Origin of the sequence: Haloprofundus salinisoli, assembly GCF_020097815.1 — an archaeon.
GTDB lineage: Archaea > Halobacteriota > Halobacteria > Halobacteriales > Haloferacaceae > Haloprofundus > Haloprofundus salinisoli.
Map to the genome: position 1 here is coordinate 632,494 of NZ_CP083663.1, position 16,301 is coordinate 648,794.

The window sequence follows — 16,301 nt, forward strand, 5'->3', positions numbered from 1 at the left end:
CACTATGTGTGATATATAGTGATAATTCTGCACGGTCGGCGAACGGAGACGCCGGATTTCGAGACGTTCGGTCGAGTGTAGCCTCTTCGCCGAGAGGTGGGTCTCTCAGCCTATGTAGCGCAGGTCGTCGTCGGTCGGGAGACTCTGTTGCTGTTGCATCTCCTGGATCTTACCGACGACTTCCTCCATCTCCTCGGCGCGCTCTTCGAGCGACGCGAAGTCCACCTCGAAGTCGAGGACGTGCTGGAGGACTTCGATGACTGCCCTCGCGCTCTTGGGGTCGACGAGGTAGCCGCTGGTCTCGCCCATCAGACAGGCGGCGTCGAGGTCGCGACGTTTACCGAGGCCGAGGATGAGCCCCGAGACGCCGACGATGCCGCCCGCCGGTTCGTCCGGGCGGAACTCGACGCCCGCGTCTTCGAGTTCCTCCTTCCCGCCGGCCTCGCTCACCGCGCCGAGGACGGTGTACTCCTCGACGAGCTCGCCGGTCGGGACGCCGCCGAGCGCGAACGCGCGGGAGACGCCGAACTCCTCGGCGATGTCGAGAAACGCGTCGGTGAGTCGGTAGTGGCCCGCGTTGCTCTGTGCCTGATGGTCGCCGGTCAGAAGCAGAAGGTCCGTCCCGTCGACGCTGGCGGCGTGCAGTTCCGCGCAGGTCAGGTCGGCGACGCCCTCGTCGTTGACGCTCACCTGCGGCGGGAAGTCCGAACTGTAGACGCGACGTACCAGCTCGCCGTCGAACTCGTCGCGGAGGTACTCGGCGGCGAGTTTTCCGACGTGACCGACGCCCGGCAGCCCCTCGATGAGAACGGGGTCGGCGAGCTCGGGGTCGGCGACCGCCTCGATGTCGATGTCGTCCATGGCTTTATTGCCGACTGCGCCGCTTAAGAGCGCGTCGGTACTCGCCGTAGGGGTCCTCGGGGTTGAACGGGGCCGGCGCGCTGTTCTCGGCTGCGGCTCCGCACTCCGGACACGTCTCGGAAAGGGAGTACACCGGGCGAGAGTGGCGCTCGCGCCACGCCGAGCAGACCCGGATGTCGGACTTCATTCGGTTTCTTCGTCGCGTTCGCGGTGATACACCGCGGTGCCGCCGACGGCCTCGATGGACTGGCGGGCGCGGTCGGCGCTCGCCTCCAGTTCGGCTTCGGCGGTCTTGTAGTCGGGCGCACGCACCTTGATGCGGTACTCGGGCGACCCGACGTAGGAGACCGACAGTTCGATTTCGTCGCTGACGTCGCCGTTTCCTTCGGCGGCGCGAAGCGCCTCCTTGATGTCGTCGACGCCGTCGCCGGTCGGACACCGGAGGTCGACGTAGCCGGTGACGTTGACGTACGGCACCGAGACGTTCTCGCGGGCCGTCTCGACGACCGCCGAGATCTCCTCGTCGGAGAGGTCGACGTCTTCGAGCGCCTCCGCGCCGTGGATGGCCGCCTGCTCGAAGCCGTCGTAGAGGCTCCCGAACTCGCTGTAGAGGACGTTCGCGACGGTCTCGTACTGCTCGTCGTCGACGTCCTCGCCGAAGGCCAACGACATCCACTTGTCGGCCTTCTGCTCGTTCTTCCACTCCTGTATCTTCTCTTTGCGCTGGTGCTCGTTGACGTCCTTCAGCGAGAGGTCGATCTGCTGGGAGGACTTGTTGACGTCGAGTACCTTCGCGACGACCGTCTGTCCCTCCCGGACGTGGTCGCGGACGTTCTTGATCCACCCGCTGGCGACCTCGCTGATGTGGACGAGACCGCGTCTATCCTCGTACTCTTCGAGGTCGACGAACACGCCGAAGTTGGCGATTTCGTCTACCTTTCCGACGACGAGTTCGCCGTTGTCTGGCCAGCCGCGAAATTTCATGGGAAGAGTGAGGCGTTACCGCGCCTCGACGGTTTCGGTCACTTCGCCTTCGAACGTCGCTTTCCCACCGGTGGGGTGGGCGAGCGTGCTGCCGCAGACGACGCAGTTGACGGGCGTCGACGCGCGGTCGAAGACGACCTGTTCGTTCTCGCAGTCCGGGCAGACGACGCGGTAGAAGCTTCCGGCCATCGTCTACTCCTGGAACTCCAGTCGACCTGCGCGCCAGCCCTTGCGCATGTGGGCTTTCCCGCAGTTCGAACAGCGGTACTTGAGGTTCGTTTTCTTCGTCGGCTTGTCGCCGCCGGGGACTTTCGAGAACTTCCCGGCGTTACCGATGTGCGACGTCTGGCGTCGGCGCTGTCGGTGCTGGACCTTCTTCATCCCGGTGCTGCGTCCGCTGCGTACCTTCTCGACCTCCACTTCGTGGTGGCCGTTGCAGTGCGGACAGTACGTATTGAAACGGCGTGGCATCTGCATAGCTATCTACCTTGCAGGGTCTTTGCCGTCGCCCGTTAAAACGCGTTTGGTTCCGACTCGCCGACGAGTCGACGGCGAATCGCCCACCACACCGCCTTCGAAGCCCGCTGTACGTCCTCGAACGGCCGATTCGCGCCGACGCCGAAGTACACGCCCACCTGCCCCGTGTCACCCTGTCGTACGACCGCCTCCTCCCGGCGTTCGGGTCTGTTTTCCCGCCCCGCGGCGACGGCGGCCGCGACTGCTCGGTGGTTGCCGTCGGCGACGGACGGTCGCTCCCACGGGCGACGCTGGACGCAGACGATATCGGGGAGAGTCTCCGACGCGTCGGCGAGCTGTTCGGCCAGTCGTTCGATGCGCGCGACGTCGACGCCGGTCTCCTCGCTGAGTCTCGACGCGTCCGATTCGACGACGCGCGTCGCTGCGCCCTCGACGGTGCCGTCCGGCGAGAGCGCGTTCCACAGCAGGTTCTCGGGGCCTTCGATGACGCGTACACGTCCGAGTTCGTCCGCCGAGAGGTGGGTGTGGAACCATCGAATCGGCGCGTCCCGCCAGAGAAACGCGGCCGCGCCCGGGTTCGCCCGAAGCAGGCGGTCGACCGCGTCCTCGGTCCGTGAAGGCGGGCCGTTCGACCCGCCGCTCGGAGTGAGGCCCTCGCAGGCGAGCCAGTGGTCGAGTACCTCCCGCCGGGCGACTCGTCGCCCGGGTCGCGTACGGCGGCGACGGCCTTGGGGTTTCGCCGGGTCTCGTCCGCCGGTTCGGCACGTCGGCGAGTGCTCGCTTACCGAAGTCGTTAAGCCCGGACATTCCAAACTCACGGCTATGCAACACCTCATCGTCCACGGAGACCCCGGCATCCGGAAGGACGCGGTCATCAACTACGACGGGAAAGAGCAGATCTGCTTCTCGATTCAGCGCCAAGGTGACTGGCACGGCCCCGACGAGGTGCAACTGTGGTGTACCATCGGGACCGCGGAGGAGCGCGAAGCGTACGAGAAACGCGAGTACGTCCCCCACTGGCTCACGGTCGAGTCCATCGACGCCGAGGCGCTCGACGTCGTGAAGGCGCGCGGCAAACTCTCGGTCTGAGCGTTCCCCGTTTTTCGGCCGACTACGACCCGTCGTCACCCGGCAGTTCGTCGTGGTCGACTTCGTAGATGGTCACCGTTTCGGTCTGATACGCCACGGAGACGCCGGACACGTCGCCGACGGACGTCTCGCCGTATCGTTCTCGCTCCGCCGGCCCGACCCAGATGTAGCGCACGTCGTACTCGCGGAGCACGTCGACGAGCGCCGCGTCGTCGGTGAACGCGGCGTCGACCTGCTCGACGCGCTGGATGTAGGTGTCGAAGCCGCGGTAGCCGATCTCGTGACCCCACCCGGCGACGGTCGGGATGCCGGTCAGCGCCGACGCCGGATTCGAGTTCCAGCTGTAGCGACCCGGCGGATACGGGTACGACCCCGACTCGGCGCTCGGGTACTGGTAGGTCCCCGGCGCGGACAACAGCGTCGGGCGACCCGGTTTCTCGTCGAGCCACGCGATAGCTTTCGCTTCCTCCGGGTGATAGGTCTCGGCGAACTGCGTCGCGTCCAGCGTCGGCTCGCCGGTCTCCTCGAAGTGGCTGTCGAGCGCGAGCGGCGCGTAGAAACTCGTCGAGACGACGAGACAGAGCGTGAGACCGAGCGCGAGCGTCCGCGCTGTCGCCGTCGTCGCCTCCGACGCCCGGACGAGCGACGAGCGGGCCGCGTTCGGGTCGGCGTCGGTTTCGGTGCCCCCGTCGGTCGCGGAGACGGCGCATCGGAGGCGCGTCGGAAGCGGGCGAGCCAGCAGGAGCGTCAACGCCGGGCCGAGCGCCGTCGCCCACAGCACCCACACCTGGATGTACGTTTTGAACACGGTGTTCATCCGGAGCGGTCCCGCCTGCTCGTTGACGTAGATGAACTCGACGAGCAACACGAGTCCGGCCCCGGCGACGACGAGCACCGTCTCGAACCCGACGTCGCGGTCGAACGCGAGCGCGACCCAGCCGAAGACCAGCAGCGGTAGAATCAGCGCGACGGCTGCCATCCCCTGCCCGACGGCGACGAGGGCCACGCCGACGACCGACGCGGCGAGCAGCCACGTATCCCCTTCGACCAACCGCGAGAGGAGGTAGGCGGCGAACCCGACGACGAACGCGCCGTGGACGAGCAACAGCGCCCCGAGTCCGCTCCTGTCGGCCGGCGCGAGGAGTGCGACCTCGCGGCCGGATGCGCCGGCGAGCAGGAACGGGGCACCGAGCGCCGCCCCGAGCACGCCCGCGGCGGCGACGAGGCCGACGGCGACGACGAGACGCCCGAACTGCGCCGACAGCAGGGAGTCGTCCTCGCTGTATCGAACCGCCGAGGCGACGCGGTCGGGAAGCAGCGTCTCGGGCCGCGCGGGGGCGAACACGACCGCGAGCGCCGCGACGCCGAACAGCGACGGAAAACTCCACGTGTCGAGGACGAGTTGGAGACCGCCGAGCGCCGGCAGCGCGACGAAAAGCAGGGTTCGGCGAAGCGGCCGCTCCGACTGGGGCGTCCGGAAATAGGCGAACGCGAGCGCCGCCCCGAGCAGCAGAAACGGCGTCCCCATCATGTGACCGTGTAAGTCGCCGTTGAGCCAGGCGAAGAACGGGAACTCGTTTATCGTCCCCTCGATGACGCGGCTCGCGGTCCAGTAGCTGAACGAGTCGGTGCCCGCCAGCAGCTCGTCGGGCGAGTACTGCGTCGTCTCGGCGGCGATGAGTCCGGCCAGCGGACGCTGCAGCGACTCCGGCAGCACCGCCAACGCGACTCGACCCCCGGTGACGAGGTTGCTGGCGAGACCGACGAAGAACGCCGACAGCAGTCCGGCGGGCCGACGTGCGCCGCCGCGAGCGGACGCGATAGACCCCGCGAGGTCGAACGCCGCGGTGACGAGCATCGCGTAGAACCCCGCGAGCGAGAGGTTGTACGCGAATCTCGCGGGCGTGTCGGTGAGCATCGCCAGAAGCACGGTCAGCAGGTGGCCGCCGTAGTAGTACTTGACGCCCTCGCCCGCGAACCAGAAGTCCTCCGGCGGGAGCGCGTCGGCGCGCAGAAGCGCCTTCAGCAGGCCGAAGTCGAGAAACTTCTCGCCGCCGCCGGCGTGGACCGCGGGGTCGACGGCTCGAACCGCCACCAGGAACGCGAACGCCGCGAGGAAGACGACCGCGGTGTCCGTGACTGCGCGTCTGTCGACGTCGAGACCGGACGCGAGAGCGAGACGGCGTTCTCGAAGCGCCGCGGGGTCGAACGCCGTCGCCGCCGACAGCAAGAGCAGGACGGCGACGGCGACGACGACGGTCCCGAAGCCGAACGAGAACTGCCCGACCCAGTGGGCGACGAGCGTCAAGACGAGAAGCGACAGCGGGAGCGCGAAGCCGGGTCCGCGGCCGGGAACGTATCGAAAGAGCCGCGCCGCGAGCGGGAGTCCGAGAACCGCGAGTACGGCGTAGAGGACGACCCAGACGGCGACGTACAGATACTCCATCTACCGGTGGAACGCGAGCGCGTCAATAAACCGTTTCTGGTTACCGGAGCAGACGCGTTCCGTCGCGCGGTGCCGACTCCCGGTCGGATGGTGCGGCCGGCATCTGGAACGTCGTCGTCTCGACCGTCGCCCCCGACTGTGGCGTCTCGACCGCGGCGTCTCGACTGTCGCGTTTTGACCGCACTGGCGGCGGGTCGATTCCGAGTCAGATACTTTTTTATCGCTTGAAAGAAATCGCGGCCCATGCCACGCTCCGTCGGTGTCGTCGTCCCCGCGTATCGGCCGGACGCCGACCAGCTCGCGAGCTATCTCGACGCGCTGACGGAGCGACTGGATCCGGAGGCGGTCCGCGTCGAACTCGACGCGCCGACGCCGGAGTTGGTCGACGAACTGTCGTCGCTCCCGGCGACGGTGAACGTGTCGCCGGTTCGCCGCGGGAAGGGGGCGGCGATAACCGCCGGCTTCGAGGCGCTGTCGACGGACGTGTTCGCGTTCGTCGACGCCGACGGGAGCACACCGGCCGACTCGTTCTCTGACGTACTCGCGCCGGTGCTCGCGGACGAGGCGGACCTGGGCGTCGGGTCGCGGCGGCACCCCGACGCGACGGTGACCGCCCACCAGACGTTCGCTCGCCGCCGCCTCGGGGACGGCTTCGCGTGTCTCGCAAAACGCCTGCTCGACACGGAACTGTACGACTACCAGTGCGGCGCGAAGGCGATGACCGCCGACGCGTGGGTCGACGTTCGCGACCACCTCTACGAACCGGGCTTCGCCTGGGACGTCGAACTCGTCGCCGTCGCCGCCGCGTTGGACCACGCGCTCGTTGAGGTGCCCGTCGAGTGGGAGGACAGGCCGGGGTCGACCGTCTCGCCGGTCCGGACGACTCTCGATCTCGGGCGGAGTCTGCTGTCGGCGCGCCATCGCGCGAAACTCATCCGCGAAGACCGACTGCACGCGATGTTCGACGCCCGCCGGTCGACGACGCCGTCGCTCGTCGAGCGTCTCGGACCCGACCCGATAGAGGACTGAGAATGAGCCGCGTAGCGACGGAACTGCTGTCGGGCAAGCGATTCGGACAGTTCGTCTCCGTCGGCGCGCTCGGTGCCGTCTTCGATTTGACCGTCAGCACCGTGTTGACCCTCTGGTTCGGCGTACTGGCGGAGGTGGCGAAACTGGCCGGCGCGGAGGTTGCCATCGTGGTCATGTTTCTGGTCAACGACCGCTGGACGTTCGCCGACGAAGGGGCGTCGGGAGCGTTTCCGGCGGTTCGACGGCTGTTGAAGTCGAATCTCGTCCGCAGCGGCGGACTCGCGCTCCAGTTCGTCATCGTCCGCGTGCTCAGACAGCAGGACGTGACCGTGGTCGTCGCCGGATTCGACCTCTGGCAGGTGATACCGCTGCCCATCGCCATCCTCGCGTCGATGCTGGTCAACTACGTGGCGGAGAGTCTGCTCACGTGGCGCGTCACGAGTACGTGAATCGCGATGAGAGATGCCACGGCGAAAACTGACATACGGCGTCGGAATCATAACCCTTAACCCGGGGCATCCTGTTGTCAGAAGTAGCGGGATGGGATAGCCAGGAGATTCCGCCGGGCTCATAACCCGGAGATCGGTAGTTCAAATCTACCTCCCGCTATTCTCCTGACGAATCGAACGCCGAGCGAGGAGGTTTATCTCCGAGCGTTGCTCGATTCGTCGTGAATAGCTTAGTGGTTGTTTGAACGAGAGGACGAGCGAACGATGTGAGCGAGTCCGCGTAGTTCAAATCTACCTTCCGCTGCTCTCCTGACGAATCGAACACCATACGAAAAGACGGACAGAGGAGTCAGTGTCGCTCCGGCGGACCGCCGTCGCCCGAGAGAAAAATACTGTCCTGCGTCGAGTCGAAGTACACTTCGAGCGCGCGTAGCGTGCCTGCGTACGCCGCAGTCATGACGAATGTGAAGCCAATCAGGGCGGGGAGGAGGAGGTCGACCACCATCGTCGGGTCGTCATTGTAGATTGTCAAAAACAGTTCGATGTACGGTGACGCTCCCGCTTGACGTAGTCCTGCGAACGACTCACAGATCCAGTCGAATCTGTTAGTGGCGCTGCTCTACTGGTCCTCAACCGAAGAACAAATCCGTACCCGGTGGTCGCTCCGCGTTCGCCGGGAGTTCGTCGAACCACCCCGCGTCGACGGCGCCACCTTCGTCGACGACCGGTATTCCTACATCTGCCCCGGGCGTCGCGCCAAAGACGACGAAGTTTCGAGTCGTCTCTCTGTTGCCGTCCTCGTGACGCGCCGTGTAGCGCCAGACGCCCTCGACGGCGTCCAGCGTGACGGCGAGTCCGGCTTGTTCCTCGACCCACGCCCGGGCGACGTCGGCGTACTCTTCACCGGGCGCGACCGAGGGCGAGGGAATCTTCCACCGGCAACTCTCGGTTACCCGAAGCACCAGCACTGAACCGTCACCGTTCGTGACGCCGATTGGTGCCATGTCGTCGAGGTCTGCGACGACGCCGAACGTGTCGTTGTCGACGCGGTCCGTTCGCTCGTGGAACGGAACATCGGCGTGCTCGCGGAGGGATTCGAGGTCCGAGCACGACCCGAGGTCGGTGGGCGCTGTGGAGTCTCTCATCGGGGTAACTGGACGGACAGTGAACCGTCACCTGTATAATACCTGTGTCCGCGGGAACCAGCGACCACCTGAGTGGCCAAACGACCGATTGATACCGACGTCGAGCGCCGATGTCGTATGCGACTCTCCGACATCGGTTACCGGCTTCCGAAACGGAACGACGCGGAACGTCGAGGTTACGATTCGCTGGCGACGTTGCTCGTCGCTGCAGGCGCAGAGCACGAGGACCCACAACACCGACTCGCGGCGACGGAACCAGCCAATGCCTTGCCGACGACGACGCTCGACACGACGGACGCCGCACCGCACCTTCGATTCGACGGCATCGAGGTCGACGAACGGGTCGGCGAGTTCGCACTCGTCGGCGACGACGCTGCACCGTCGACGACCAGCACCCAACGGGAGACGGAAGGACCCGCCGACGAGTCGCCGACACTCTCGGCTGTCGCCGCTCGTCTCTCGGAACACGTCGCAGCGCTCGACCACAGCGGCGTCAACATCCCGGAATCGACGCTCTTGGCCACGCGGTGGAACAAACTAATCGACACCTTCGCGGCGGAATGTGCAGTGTACCGTTACCCGACCGGTGCGCCGTTTCCCTTCGTGATTCCGACGACCGACGCCGAGTTTCGGGACGATATCGAGCGGTTCACCGCCGAGCGGACGGCGCGGTTCGAGGTCGTCTACGACGAACAGGCGACGCGGCCTGCTCTCCAGTTCGCCTTTCGGAGCGACCTCACGCGGGCACGTGCGGAGTCACTGTTCCCGAGCGGGTTCACGATTCCCGGCCTCGAAGACGCGTTCCGGTGTGTGCCCGTCACCTCACCCTGGCCGGAGGTCGCCGTCCGCGTCGACGTCTACTACGACGATGTCGAAGACGACTGGGCGACCGGCGAGTGGCTGGTCGCCGAGGGTGGGCGAATCGAACCGTAATCAGGTACCGGTGAAGTCGATTCGACTGCCCGACGAGAGGTCGTGTTCCCCGGAGGGGCCGAGGTGCTCGAAGTCGAGCGAGTCGTCGGCGAGGTACACCGCGTCGCCGCTGACTTCGACGTCGACGGTGTCGAGCGTCGCCCCCTCGCAGGGACCGAAGTCGCAGTAGCCGGTCTCCTGGCCGAACGTCGCGCCGTGTTTCTGACAGATGATGTCGCCGTTTCTGACGAGCGCACCCGAGCCCTTGTCGAGGCGCACGTCCGTCCAGTGCTGGCAGTAGTTCCGGAAGGCGACGACGCTCCCGTCGTCGAGTTTCGTCAGAATCGCCTCGCCGAGGTCGAACCCGTCGCGGAACGTGAACAGCAGCGTCCCGTCCGTCGGGACCTCGGAGAGCCCCGTGATTCGGCGGTCGTCGTCCATACCGTCTCTCGTCGCGCCGCCTTTGAACGTCTTTCCGTCCGCAGTTCCCGCGCTCCGACTCGCGCGACTCTACGACTCGTACAACTTCTCGACTTGCCGCTCGTACAGCTTCGAGAGCAGTCGCGTCACCGGCCCCGTCTCGACGCCGATGCCGTCGACGGTGCCGACGGGTCGAATCTCGCGGGTCGAACTCGTGATGAACACCTCGTCGGCCCCCCGGACGTCGTCGGGCGTGAAAACGTCCTCTCGAACCGGTATCCCTTCGGACTCGGCGAGTTCGAGGACGACGTCGCGGGTGACGCCCGCGAGCACCGGACCGTCGAGAGTCGGCGTGCAGAGGCGCTCGCCGTCGACGAAGAAGACGTTGCTCGTCGCGCCCTCGGCGACGTAGCCCTCGTCGTCGAGGATGAGCGCTTCGTCCGCGCCCGTGACGCGAAGTTCGAGGAGCGCCAGAATGCCGTTGAGGTAGTTGTGCGTCTTCGCTTTCGACGGGAGTGCGCGGGTCGATGGGCGGCGCGTCTTCACCGTCTGCAACGTCGCCGGTCCGTCCCACGATTTCTCGCCGCCGACGCCGCCGCGACCCAGCGGTGTGAGCGTGACGACGACGGTGGGGTCGACCTCCGGCGAAGGAGTGAGTTTCCCGGGTTGGACGCCGCGACTGATGGAGAGCTTCACCGAGGCGTCGTCGAGCTCGTTCGCCGCCAGCGCCTCCTCGATTCGCGTTCGGAACGTCTCGTCGGAGAGGCCGTGGTGTAGTTGGAGAATCTCGCACGTCTCGGCGAGTCGGTCGGCGTGGGCATCCCACTCGAACAGGTGGCCGCCGTAGACGCGAAGCGTCTCGAAGGCGGCGTCGCCGTACATGAACCCCCTATCGCGGACGTTCACCGTCGCCTCCGACGCCGGTACGAGTTCGCCGTCCACGTGGTAGACGAGCTCTCTGCGGGCGCTCTCGTCGCCATCGTCGTGTGTCTCTCGCTCACTCATCGTCGACGTACCCCCGAAGGAAGTTCGCAACCATCTGTTTGCCGTGTTCGGTGAGGATGCTCTCGGGGTGGAACTGGACGCCGACGTGCGGACGCGTGCGGTGTCGCACGCCCATCACGACGCGCCGCTCGTCGTCGGTCCAGGCCGTCTCGACGAGTTCGCCCGGCAGGTCGTCGCGTTCGACCGCCAGCGAGTGGTAGCGACCGACCGTGAGCCGGTCGGGGAGTCCCGCGAAGAGACCGTCACCGTCGTGGACGATGGTCGAGGGCTTGCCGTGGACGACGTCCGGCGCGTGGCCGACCGGCGCGCCCGTAGCCGCGCAGAGCGCCTGGTGGCCGAGGCAGACGCCGAGCGTCGGGTAGTCGAGGTCGTGGAAGACGGCCATCGAGACGCCGGCGTCTTCGGGCGTGCCGGGACCCGGCGAGACGACGATAGCGTCGGGGTCGAGCGCCCGAATCTCCTCGGCGGTGACGGCGTCGTTCCGGCGGACGACGACGTCCGCGAGTTCCCCGACGTACTGGACGAGGTTGTAGACGAACGAGTCGTAGTTGTCGACGACGAGGACGGTGGGGCGACTCTCCGTGTTCACGTCTCGGACCTCGTATCTCCGGACTCGTCTGCCTCCGCGACGCCCAGCGTCGCCCCGTCGAGCGCCTCGTCCATCGCTTCGATGAGCGCCTGTCCCTTCGCCAGCGTCTCCTTGTACTCGCGTTCGGGGTCGGAGTCGTGGACGATACCCGCCCCGACGCGGAGGTGGTACTCGTCGCGGTAGCGAACCAGGGTGCGAATGACGATGCTCAGCGTCGCTCGGTCGTCGAAGCCGAACGCAGCGATGCTTCCGGTGTAGGGTCCGCGACGAGTCGCCTCTACCTCCTCGATGAGTTCCATCGTCCGCGGCTTCGGCGCGCCGGTGATGGTGCCGCCGGGGAACACCGCCGCGACGGCGTCGGCGAGCGTCGCCCCCTCACGTAGCCGCCCTTCGACGACGGAGACGAGATGCATCACTGCCGCGTAGCGGTCGACCCGACGGTACTCGGTCACGTCGACGCTGCCGTACTCGCACACTTTCCCGAGGTCGTTTCGCTCCAGGTCGACGAGCATCGCGTGCTCGGCGCGTTCCTTCTCGTCGCTGCGGAGGTCGGCTTCGAGTTCGGCGTCCGCTTCGCCCGTCTCTCCCCGCCTTCGGGTTCCGGCGATGGGTTCGGTGACGAGTCGGTCGCCGAGACGCTCGACGAGTAGTTCCGGACTCGCGCTCACGAGGTCGACGGCGTTTGGCCCGCGCGCCCCGGAGAACTCCAGGAGTCCCGAGTACGGCGCGGGGTTCACCCGCCGGAGTGCCGCGTACGCCGCCACCGGGTGGACCGCGGCGGGGGCGACGAGGCGCTGAGAGACGTTCGCCTGAAACGTGTCGCCGTCGCGGATGTAGCGCTTGATGGCTCGCACGCGGTCGGCGAACGCCTCGCGCCCGCAGTCGCTCTCGAACTCCCCTCTCTCGACGTCGGCGAGCGGTTCGACGCTCGGGTCGCCGGTCGTCGCGCGTTCGACGAGGTGCGTCGCTCGTTCGACGGCCGCGTCGTACTGTTCGTCGAGGTCGGTTTCGGAGTCGATTCGAGGGCAGGCGGTCACGTGAAGCGTCGTCTCCTCGCCTCTCGGTTCCCGCCACGCGGCGACGCAGTCGTAGCTACCGAGTTGCAGATGCGGGAGCAGTCGGTCGTCGGCCGCCGAGTCGGGCAGCGTTTCGAGCTCGCGGACGAGGTCGTACGAGAGCCACCCGAACGCGCCGCAGGGGTACGGGACCTCGCAGTCGCCGCGGGCGAGCGTCTCGGCGTCAAGTAACGCCGACAGCGCCGATAGCGATGGCGACCCGGCAGCCGGACCGGCGTCGTCGTCTTCGGCTCCGAACCCACCGCGGACGACCGCGTCGGCGCTCACCTGCAACCGCTCGACGGGGTCGACGCCGAAGTACCCCCATCCGGACTGTCCGCCGGTCGTCTCCAAGAAGAACCCGCCCGGACCGTCGCGCGCCCGGCGGTACGCGTCGAACGGGTCCGAGACCGCGATTCGGAGTTCGACGGGAACACGAGCGCCCGGCGGTGCGTCCGTCGCGGTCGCTCGGAACTCGTCTCGGGAAGTTGCCACAGTAAGGTCGGTCATCGGTGTCCGGGCGGTCACGAGGCCCCTACGCGCTCGATGACTGTCACTGCTCTCGAGCGCGCGCGATCCACGTGTCGACGCGTTTCTCGGAGACGTCTATCTTCTCGCCGAGGTCGGCGGCGTCGGCGTCCGCGAGGTCGGCGACCGTCTCGATGCCCACGTCGGCGAGGCGCTGCGCGTAGGCGGGACCGATTCCCTTGATGGTGTCGGCGGCGTCGGTCGACCCCGTCGTCGGTTCGTCGGCCCCGACTTCCGTCTCGTCCGTCTCGGACTCGTCGCTGTCGAAAACCGCCTCGTCGGCGTGCTCCGCGTCGAGATCTTCGTCCTCGCCGGGACCGACGTCCTCGACATCGGCTTCTATCTCTCCGCTCTCGGGGCCGGCGGCCTCCGGCGGTTCCGCGGCGGTCTCGTCCTCGGCATCCTCGTCGACCATCGACCCCGTCGACGCCGCCGCCTCCGTCTCCTCTGCGACCGATTCGGCTCCCTCGTCGTCGACTTCGGCCTCGGTGATGGGTTCGGCCTCCTCGACGACGGGTTCGTCGGTGTCCTCGACGACTGTCTCGTCCGACTCGCCCGACTCGTCGAGTTCCGTTTCGAGATCGGTGTCCATCTCGTCGCTTTCGGGGCCGGCGGCCTCCGCCGGTTCCGCCGCGTCCGGTCCGTCGGCGTCACCAGAACGCGAGGCGTTCTGGTTGGCTAACGAATCGCTTTGCGATTCGTGAACGTCCTCGTCGACTAACGGCTCCGTCGATCCTGCGGCGGCACTGCCGGCGGCGAATTCGGTCGATTCGTCGGCTTCGTCGGTTCCTTTGACTGCCGCTTCCGTCTCCGTACTCGCCTCCGTTCGCGTGTCGCGCTCGACCGTTACGGACGGGTCGCGCTCACGCTCGTCGGTCGACCCGTTGAGGCCGAGCAACGACTTGAGCTTGTCCAAGAGTGCCATTGGCCGGTAGTATGATGGCTCCATATTTAAAAGCCCCCGACAAGTCACAGCCGCGACCGAAGCGCGGCGTCCATCTCGTCGACCGGCGCGTCGCGTCCGGTCCACCGCTCGAAGGCGGCGACGCCCTGATACAGCAGCATCCACGCACCGTCGATAGTCGTCGCACCAGCCTCACGCGCCTCGCGTAGCAGCCGCGTGTCCGGCGGCGCGTACACCGCGTCCAGCACCGCGAGATCGTCGTGCAGCAGGCTCGACGGTACCGGCGTCTCGTCGGACTCCATCCCGACGCTCGTCGCGTTGACGAGCACGTCGGCTTCGGGAACGGCCGCGTCGAGCGAGTCGAGGCCGCCGCCCGTGGCGCGTCGGTCGTTCTCCTCGTCTCCGTTCAGCTCGTCGGCGAGTTCCGCAGCGCGCGAGGCCGTCCGGTTGGCGACGTGGACTGATGCGCCGCCGTCTGCGAGCGCGAACGCCGTCGCGCGCCCCGCCCCGCCCGCGCCGACGACGACGGCGTCTGCCCCGTCGAGCGAGACGTCGTGGCGGGCGAACGACCGGCTGACGCCGGCGGCGTCGGTGTTGTATCCGCGGGGGATGTCGCCGGTGAAGTCGATGGTGTTGACCGCGCCGATTCGCTCGGCGAGGGGGTCGGCATCGACGAGTTCGAGCGCGTCTCGTTTGAACGGAATCGTGACGTTCAGCCCGGAGACACCGAGCGCGTCCGCGCCGTCGAGGGCGGCCTCGAACCGTTCGGGCGACGGCTCGAAGGTGACGTATCTGGCGTCCATTCCGAGCGAGTCGTACGCCGCCTCGTGCATCGGCGGCGATAGCGAGTGACCGACCGGGTTGCCGACGAGTCCGAACACTTCCATACCTCGCGGTGGTCGTGGAAGCGGCATAAGCGCCCCGACAGCGGCGTAACTGGCGACTCGGTCACACGGCGAGAGCGCTCTCTTCACACACGAACTTCGAAGCAGAAGAAATAGGTTTCTCACCTTGGAACTCAATGACGATGAGTTCATTTCTTCGACACCCGCTGGTGGCCGTCGGGGTCGCCACGGGTATCACTCTCCCGTGGGTCTACGTCTGGGCAACCGGGTCAGGAGAGTCGTTACCGACGCTAGGAATCGTCGCCGTCAGCGGTATCGCCGTCCTCGGGTCGTCGTTCCTCCTCGCGTGGGGCGCCGAAACGGCCGAAAAAGACGTGCCGCGCGCGTTCGCCATCGCGGTCCTCGCGGTGCTGGCCGTCGCACCCGAGTACGCCGTCGACGCGCTGTACGCGTGGACCGCCGGAGCGAACATCGGCACGGCCCGCGGCGCGGAGGCGGCCAACCTCGCCGTCGCCAACATGACCGGCGCGAACCGTATCCTCATCGGACTGGGCTGGTCCGGCATCGCGCTGTTCACACTCTACCGAGTCGGTAGCGCCTCGGACCCCGCGGTCGAGTCTCGCCCCGGTATCCTCACCGACGTCGTCAACCTCGACCGCGATATCTCGACGGAGATCACCTTCCTGCTCGCCGCGACGGCGTACGCCTTCTTCGTGCCGTTCAGCAACGGTATCGGAATCGTCGACACGCTCGTGCTGGTCGGTCTCTACGCTCTCTACATCGCCGTCATCGTCCGCGGCGACGTCGAAGAACACGGAGAACAGGTCGGCGTGCCCGCGTACTTCCACGGCTACTCGAAAAGCGGCCGCGTCGCCGTCGTTCTCACGCTCTTTGCGTACTCGGGCGTGATGATCTACACGGCGGTCCACCCGTTCGCACACGGCCTCGAAACGCTCGGCCAACAGATCGGTATCCCGTCGTTCTTCATGATCCAGTGGATTGCGCCGCTGGCCAGCGAGAGCCCCGAGCTCATCGTCGTCGCCTACCTCGTCAACAAGGCGCGGTCGACGGCCGGTTTCAACGCGCTCATCTCCTCGAAGCTCAACCAGTGGACGCTGCTCATCGGGACGCTCGCCGTCGTCTACAGCATCGCGTCGGGCGCGGTCGGCACCCTGCCGTTCGACTTCAAGCAGTCGGCGGAAATCTGGATCACGGCCGCGCAGAGCTTCTTCGCGCTCGCGGTGCTCGTGAACTTCAACATCAGCGCCCGCGAGGCCGTCGCCCTGCTCGTGCTGTTCGTCTCGCAGGTCGGCATCGAGTTCCTCATCATTCGGGACCTCGTGACGCTTCCGTTCGGCATCGACGCTATCGATGTCCTCTTGGCCTACACCGTCGTCTACCTCGTCCTCGGTACTGCGCTGTTCATCATGCGCCGCAACGAGCTCCGGGGCCTGCTCGACCGGACCGCCCACACCGCCCAAGACGCGTTCGGCGGCGGGCAGTCACAGGCCGAACGCGCCGACTGAGCCCTCCGTCTCTCGGCTCTCGCTCGACCGCGAACCG

At 66.9% G+C, this 16,301-nt stretch carries 21 protein-coding genes and 1 tRNA gene; 6 read left to right on the top strand and 16 right to left on the bottom strand.

The annotated features are described in order from the left end of the window. Window positions 1-105 precede the first annotated feature (105 nt). The 6 genes from LAQ73_RS03360 to LAQ73_RS03385 are packed head-to-tail and all read right to left on the bottom strand — an operon-like array spanning window position 106 to window position 3,140. Window positions 106-861 (bottom strand): proteasome assembly chaperone family protein, encoded by a 756-nt coding sequence (locus LAQ73_RS03360; protein ID WP_224269838.1) that lies wholly within the window; start codon window positions 859-861, stop codon window positions 106-108. A 4-nt stretch (window positions 862-865) separates the two neighbouring features. Further along, window positions 866-1,048, bottom strand: coding sequence for an RNA-protein complex protein Nop10 (locus tag LAQ73_RS03365; RefSeq protein WP_224269839.1), 183 nt, complete (start codon window positions 1,046-1,048; stop codon window positions 866-868). Then, complete coding sequence (locus tag LAQ73_RS03370; RefSeq protein WP_224269840.1) at window positions 1,045-1,845, bottom strand: translation initiation factor IF-2 subunit alpha; 801 nt, start codon at window positions 1,843-1,845, stop codon at window positions 1,045-1,047. The genes LAQ73_RS03365 and LAQ73_RS03370 overlap by 4 nt, the downstream gene beginning before the upstream one ends. A 15-nt stretch (window positions 1,846-1,860) precedes the next feature. Then, window positions 1,861-2,034 carry a 30S ribosomal protein S27e gene (locus LAQ73_RS03375; RefSeq protein WP_224269841.1) on the bottom strand — a complete coding sequence of 58 codons (174 nt, stop codon included), beginning with the start codon at window positions 2,032-2,034 and terminating at the stop codon, window positions 1,861-1,863. Window positions 2,035-2,037: 3 nt separating this feature from the next. Then, entirely contained in the window at window positions 2,038-2,322 is a 285-nt protein-coding gene (locus LAQ73_RS03380; protein ID WP_224269842.1) for a 50S ribosomal protein L44e, read from the bottom strand. Between the two features lie 35 nt (window positions 2,323-2,357). Then, the gene (locus LAQ73_RS03385; RefSeq protein WP_224269843.1) at window positions 2,358-3,140 is read right to left on the bottom strand and encodes a hypothetical protein; all 783 of its coding nucleotides are present in this window, start codon (window positions 3,138-3,140) and stop codon (window positions 2,358-2,360) included. A gap of 4 nt (window positions 3,141-3,144) precedes the next feature. On the opposite strand from LAQ73_RS03385, the gene LAQ73_RS03390 reads away from it, so the two are divergent. Beyond that, window positions 3,145-3,411, top strand: coding sequence for an HAH_0734 family protein (locus LAQ73_RS03390; RefSeq protein WP_224269844.1), 267 nt, complete (start codon window positions 3,145-3,147; stop codon window positions 3,409-3,411). A 22-nt stretch (window positions 3,412-3,433) separates the two neighbouring features. On the opposite strand, the gene LAQ73_RS03395 is transcribed toward LAQ73_RS03390, so the two are convergent. Together LAQ73_RS03395 and LAQ73_RS03400 are read right to left on the bottom strand one after the other, a co-directional pair. After that, window positions 3,434-5,857 (bottom strand): DUF2298 domain-containing protein, encoded by a 2,424-nt coding sequence (locus LAQ73_RS03395; protein ID WP_224269845.1) that lies wholly within the window; start codon window positions 5,855-5,857, stop codon window positions 3,434-3,436. 40 nt (window positions 5,858-5,897) lie between these two features. Beyond that, complete coding sequence (locus tag LAQ73_RS03400; RefSeq protein WP_224269846.1) at window positions 5,898-6,041, bottom strand: hypothetical protein; 144 nt, start codon at window positions 6,039-6,041, stop codon at window positions 5,898-5,900. Window positions 6,042-6,100: 59 nt separating this feature from the next. On the opposite strand from LAQ73_RS03400, the gene LAQ73_RS03405 reads away from it, so the two are divergent. The 3 genes from LAQ73_RS03405 to LAQ73_RS03415 all read left to right on the top strand — a co-directional run bounded on the left by LAQ73_RS03405 (window position 6,101) and on the right by LAQ73_RS03415 (window position 7,495). Then, window positions 6,101-6,886: a glycosyltransferase gene (locus tag LAQ73_RS03405; protein ID WP_224269847.1), complete on the top strand. Its 786-nt coding sequence runs from the start codon at window positions 6,101-6,103 to the stop codon at window positions 6,884-6,886. Window positions 6,887-6,888: 2 nt separating this feature from the next. Further along, window positions 6,889-7,335, top strand: a complete 447-nt coding sequence (locus tag LAQ73_RS03410; RefSeq protein ID WP_224269848.1) for a GtrA family protein — start codon at window positions 6,889-6,891, stop codon at window positions 7,333-7,335. A gap of 85 nt (window positions 7,336-7,420) precedes the next feature. Beyond that, window positions 7,421-7,495: transfer RNA gene (locus LAQ73_RS03415), tRNA-Met, on the top strand. A gap of 189 nt (window positions 7,496-7,684) precedes the next feature. On the opposite strand, the gene LAQ73_RS03420 is transcribed toward LAQ73_RS03415, so the two are convergent. Together LAQ73_RS03420 and LAQ73_RS03425 are read right to left on the bottom strand one after the other, a co-directional pair. Continuing rightward, window positions 7,685-7,840: a hypothetical protein gene (locus tag LAQ73_RS03420; protein WP_224269849.1), complete on the bottom strand. Its 156-nt coding sequence runs from the start codon at window positions 7,838-7,840 to the stop codon at window positions 7,685-7,687. Between the two features lie 124 nt (window positions 7,841-7,964). Further along, the gene (locus LAQ73_RS03425; RefSeq protein WP_224269850.1) at window positions 7,965-8,480 is read right to left on the bottom strand and encodes an NUDIX hydrolase; all 516 of its coding nucleotides are present in this window, start codon (window positions 8,478-8,480) and stop codon (window positions 7,965-7,967) included. A 117-nt stretch (window positions 8,481-8,597) separates the two neighbouring features. Here LAQ73_RS03425 and LAQ73_RS03430 point away from each other — a divergent pair, with 117 nt between their 5' ends. Beyond that, window positions 8,598-9,413, top strand: coding sequence for a hypothetical protein (locus LAQ73_RS03430; RefSeq protein ID WP_224269851.1), 816 nt, complete (start codon window positions 8,598-8,600; stop codon window positions 9,411-9,413). On the opposite strand, the gene LAQ73_RS03435 is transcribed toward LAQ73_RS03430, so the two are convergent. From LAQ73_RS03435 to LAQ73_RS03460, 6 genes are all read right to left on the bottom strand, one after another. Continuing rightward, complete coding sequence (locus LAQ73_RS03435; protein WP_224269852.1) at window positions 9,414-9,833, bottom strand: Rieske (2Fe-2S) protein; 420 nt, start codon at window positions 9,831-9,833, stop codon at window positions 9,414-9,416. It lies immediately after the preceding gene. A gap of 69 nt (window positions 9,834-9,902) precedes the next feature. After that, entirely contained in the window at window positions 9,903-10,817 is a 915-nt protein-coding gene (locus LAQ73_RS03440) for an aminotransferase class IV (protein WP_224269853.1), read from the bottom strand. After that, window positions 10,810-11,406 carry an anthranilate synthase component II gene (locus LAQ73_RS03445; RefSeq protein ID WP_224269854.1) on the bottom strand — a complete coding sequence of 199 codons (597 nt, stop codon included), beginning with the start codon at window positions 11,404-11,406 and terminating at the stop codon, window positions 10,810-10,812. The genes LAQ73_RS03440 and LAQ73_RS03445 overlap by 8 nt, the downstream gene beginning before the upstream one ends. Continuing rightward, on the bottom strand, window positions 11,403-12,971 hold the full coding sequence (locus tag LAQ73_RS03450) for an anthranilate synthase component I family protein (RefSeq protein WP_224269855.1): 1,569 nt from the start codon (window positions 12,969-12,971) through the stop codon (window positions 11,403-11,405). Before LAQ73_RS03450 ends, LAQ73_RS03445 begins: the two co-directional genes overlap by 4 nt. 43 nt (window positions 12,972-13,014) lie before the next feature. Further along, on the bottom strand, window positions 13,015-13,914 hold the full coding sequence (locus tag LAQ73_RS03455; protein WP_224269856.1) for a helix-hairpin-helix domain-containing protein: 900 nt from the start codon (window positions 13,912-13,914) through the stop codon (window positions 13,015-13,017). Between the two features lie 44 nt (window positions 13,915-13,958). Further along, window positions 13,959-14,780, bottom strand: a complete 822-nt coding sequence (locus LAQ73_RS03460; RefSeq protein ID WP_224269857.1) for a shikimate dehydrogenase — start codon at window positions 14,778-14,780, stop codon at window positions 13,959-13,961. Window positions 14,781-14,920: 140 nt separating this feature from the next. Between LAQ73_RS03460 and LAQ73_RS03465 the strand changes: the two genes are divergently transcribed. Then, a complete protein-coding gene (locus LAQ73_RS03465) occupies window positions 14,921-16,264 on the top strand; it encodes a sodium:calcium antiporter (RefSeq protein WP_224269858.1) in 1,344 nt (447 codons plus the stop codon). Window positions 16,265-16,301: the final 37 nt, after the last annotated feature.

What these genes read in the sequence shown, in the direction of transcription:
- LAQ73_RS03360 (WP_224269838.1), bottom strand. Translation starts at nt 861, where the DNA reads ATGGACGACATCGACATCGAGGCGGTCGCCGACCCCGAGCTCGCCGAC.
- LAQ73_RS03365 (WP_224269839.1), bottom strand. Translation starts at nt 1,048, where the DNA reads ATGAAGTCCGACATCCGGGTCTGCTCGGCGTGGCGCGAGCGCCACTCT.
- LAQ73_RS03370 (WP_224269840.1), bottom strand. Translation starts at nt 1,845, where the DNA reads ATGAAATTTCGCGGCTGGCCAGACAACGGCGAACTCGTCGTCGGAAAG.
- LAQ73_RS03375 (WP_224269841.1), bottom strand. Translation starts at nt 2,034, where the DNA reads ATGGCCGGAAGCTTCTACCGCGTCGTCTGCCCGGACTGCGAGAACGAA.
- LAQ73_RS03380 (WP_224269842.1), bottom strand. Translation starts at nt 2,322, where the DNA reads ATGCAGATGCCACGCCGTTTCAATACGTACTGTCCGCACTGCAACGGC.
- LAQ73_RS03390 (WP_224269844.1), top strand. Translation starts at nt 3,145, where the DNA reads ATGCAACACCTCATCGTCCACGGAGACCCCGGCATCCGGAAGGACGCG.
- LAQ73_RS03395 (WP_224269845.1), bottom strand. Translation starts at nt 5,857, where the DNA reads ATGGAGTATCTGTACGTCGCCGTCTGGGTCGTCCTCTACGCCGTACTC.
- LAQ73_RS03405 (WP_224269847.1), top strand. Translation starts at nt 6,101, where the DNA reads ATGCCACGCTCCGTCGGTGTCGTCGTCCCCGCGTATCGGCCGGACGCC.
- LAQ73_RS03410 (WP_224269848.1), top strand. Translation starts at nt 6,889, where the DNA reads ATGAGCCGCGTAGCGACGGAACTGCTGTCGGGCAAGCGATTCGGACAG.
- LAQ73_RS03420 (WP_224269849.1), bottom strand. Translation starts at nt 7,840, where the DNA reads ATGGTGGTCGACCTCCTCCTCCCCGCCCTGATTGGCTTCACATTCGTC.
- LAQ73_RS03425 (WP_224269850.1), bottom strand. Translation starts at nt 8,480, where the DNA reads ATGAGAGACTCCACAGCGCCCACCGACCTCGGGTCGTGCTCGGACCTC.
- LAQ73_RS03430 (WP_224269851.1), top strand. Translation starts at nt 8,598, where the DNA reads ATGCGACTCTCCGACATCGGTTACCGGCTTCCGAAACGGAACGACGCG.
- LAQ73_RS03435 (WP_224269852.1), bottom strand. Translation starts at nt 9,833, where the DNA reads ATGGACGACGACCGCCGAATCACGGGGCTCTCCGAGGTCCCGACGGAC.
- LAQ73_RS03440 (WP_224269853.1), bottom strand. Translation starts at nt 10,817, where the DNA reads ATGAGTGAGCGAGAGACACACGACGATGGCGACGAGAGCGCCCGCAGA.
- LAQ73_RS03450 (WP_224269855.1), bottom strand. Translation starts at nt 12,971, where the DNA reads ATGACCGACCTTACTGTGGCAACTTCCCGAGACGAGTTCCGAGCGACC.
- LAQ73_RS03455 (WP_224269856.1), bottom strand. Translation starts at nt 13,914, where the DNA reads ATGGCACTCTTGGACAAGCTCAAGTCGTTGCTCGGCCTCAACGGGTCG.
- LAQ73_RS03460 (WP_224269857.1), bottom strand. Translation starts at nt 14,780, where the DNA reads ATGGAAGTGTTCGGACTCGTCGGCAACCCGGTCGGTCACTCGCTATCG.
- LAQ73_RS03465 (WP_224269858.1), top strand. Translation starts at nt 14,921, where the DNA reads ATGAGTTCATTTCTTCGACACCCGCTGGTGGCCGTCGGGGTCGCCACG.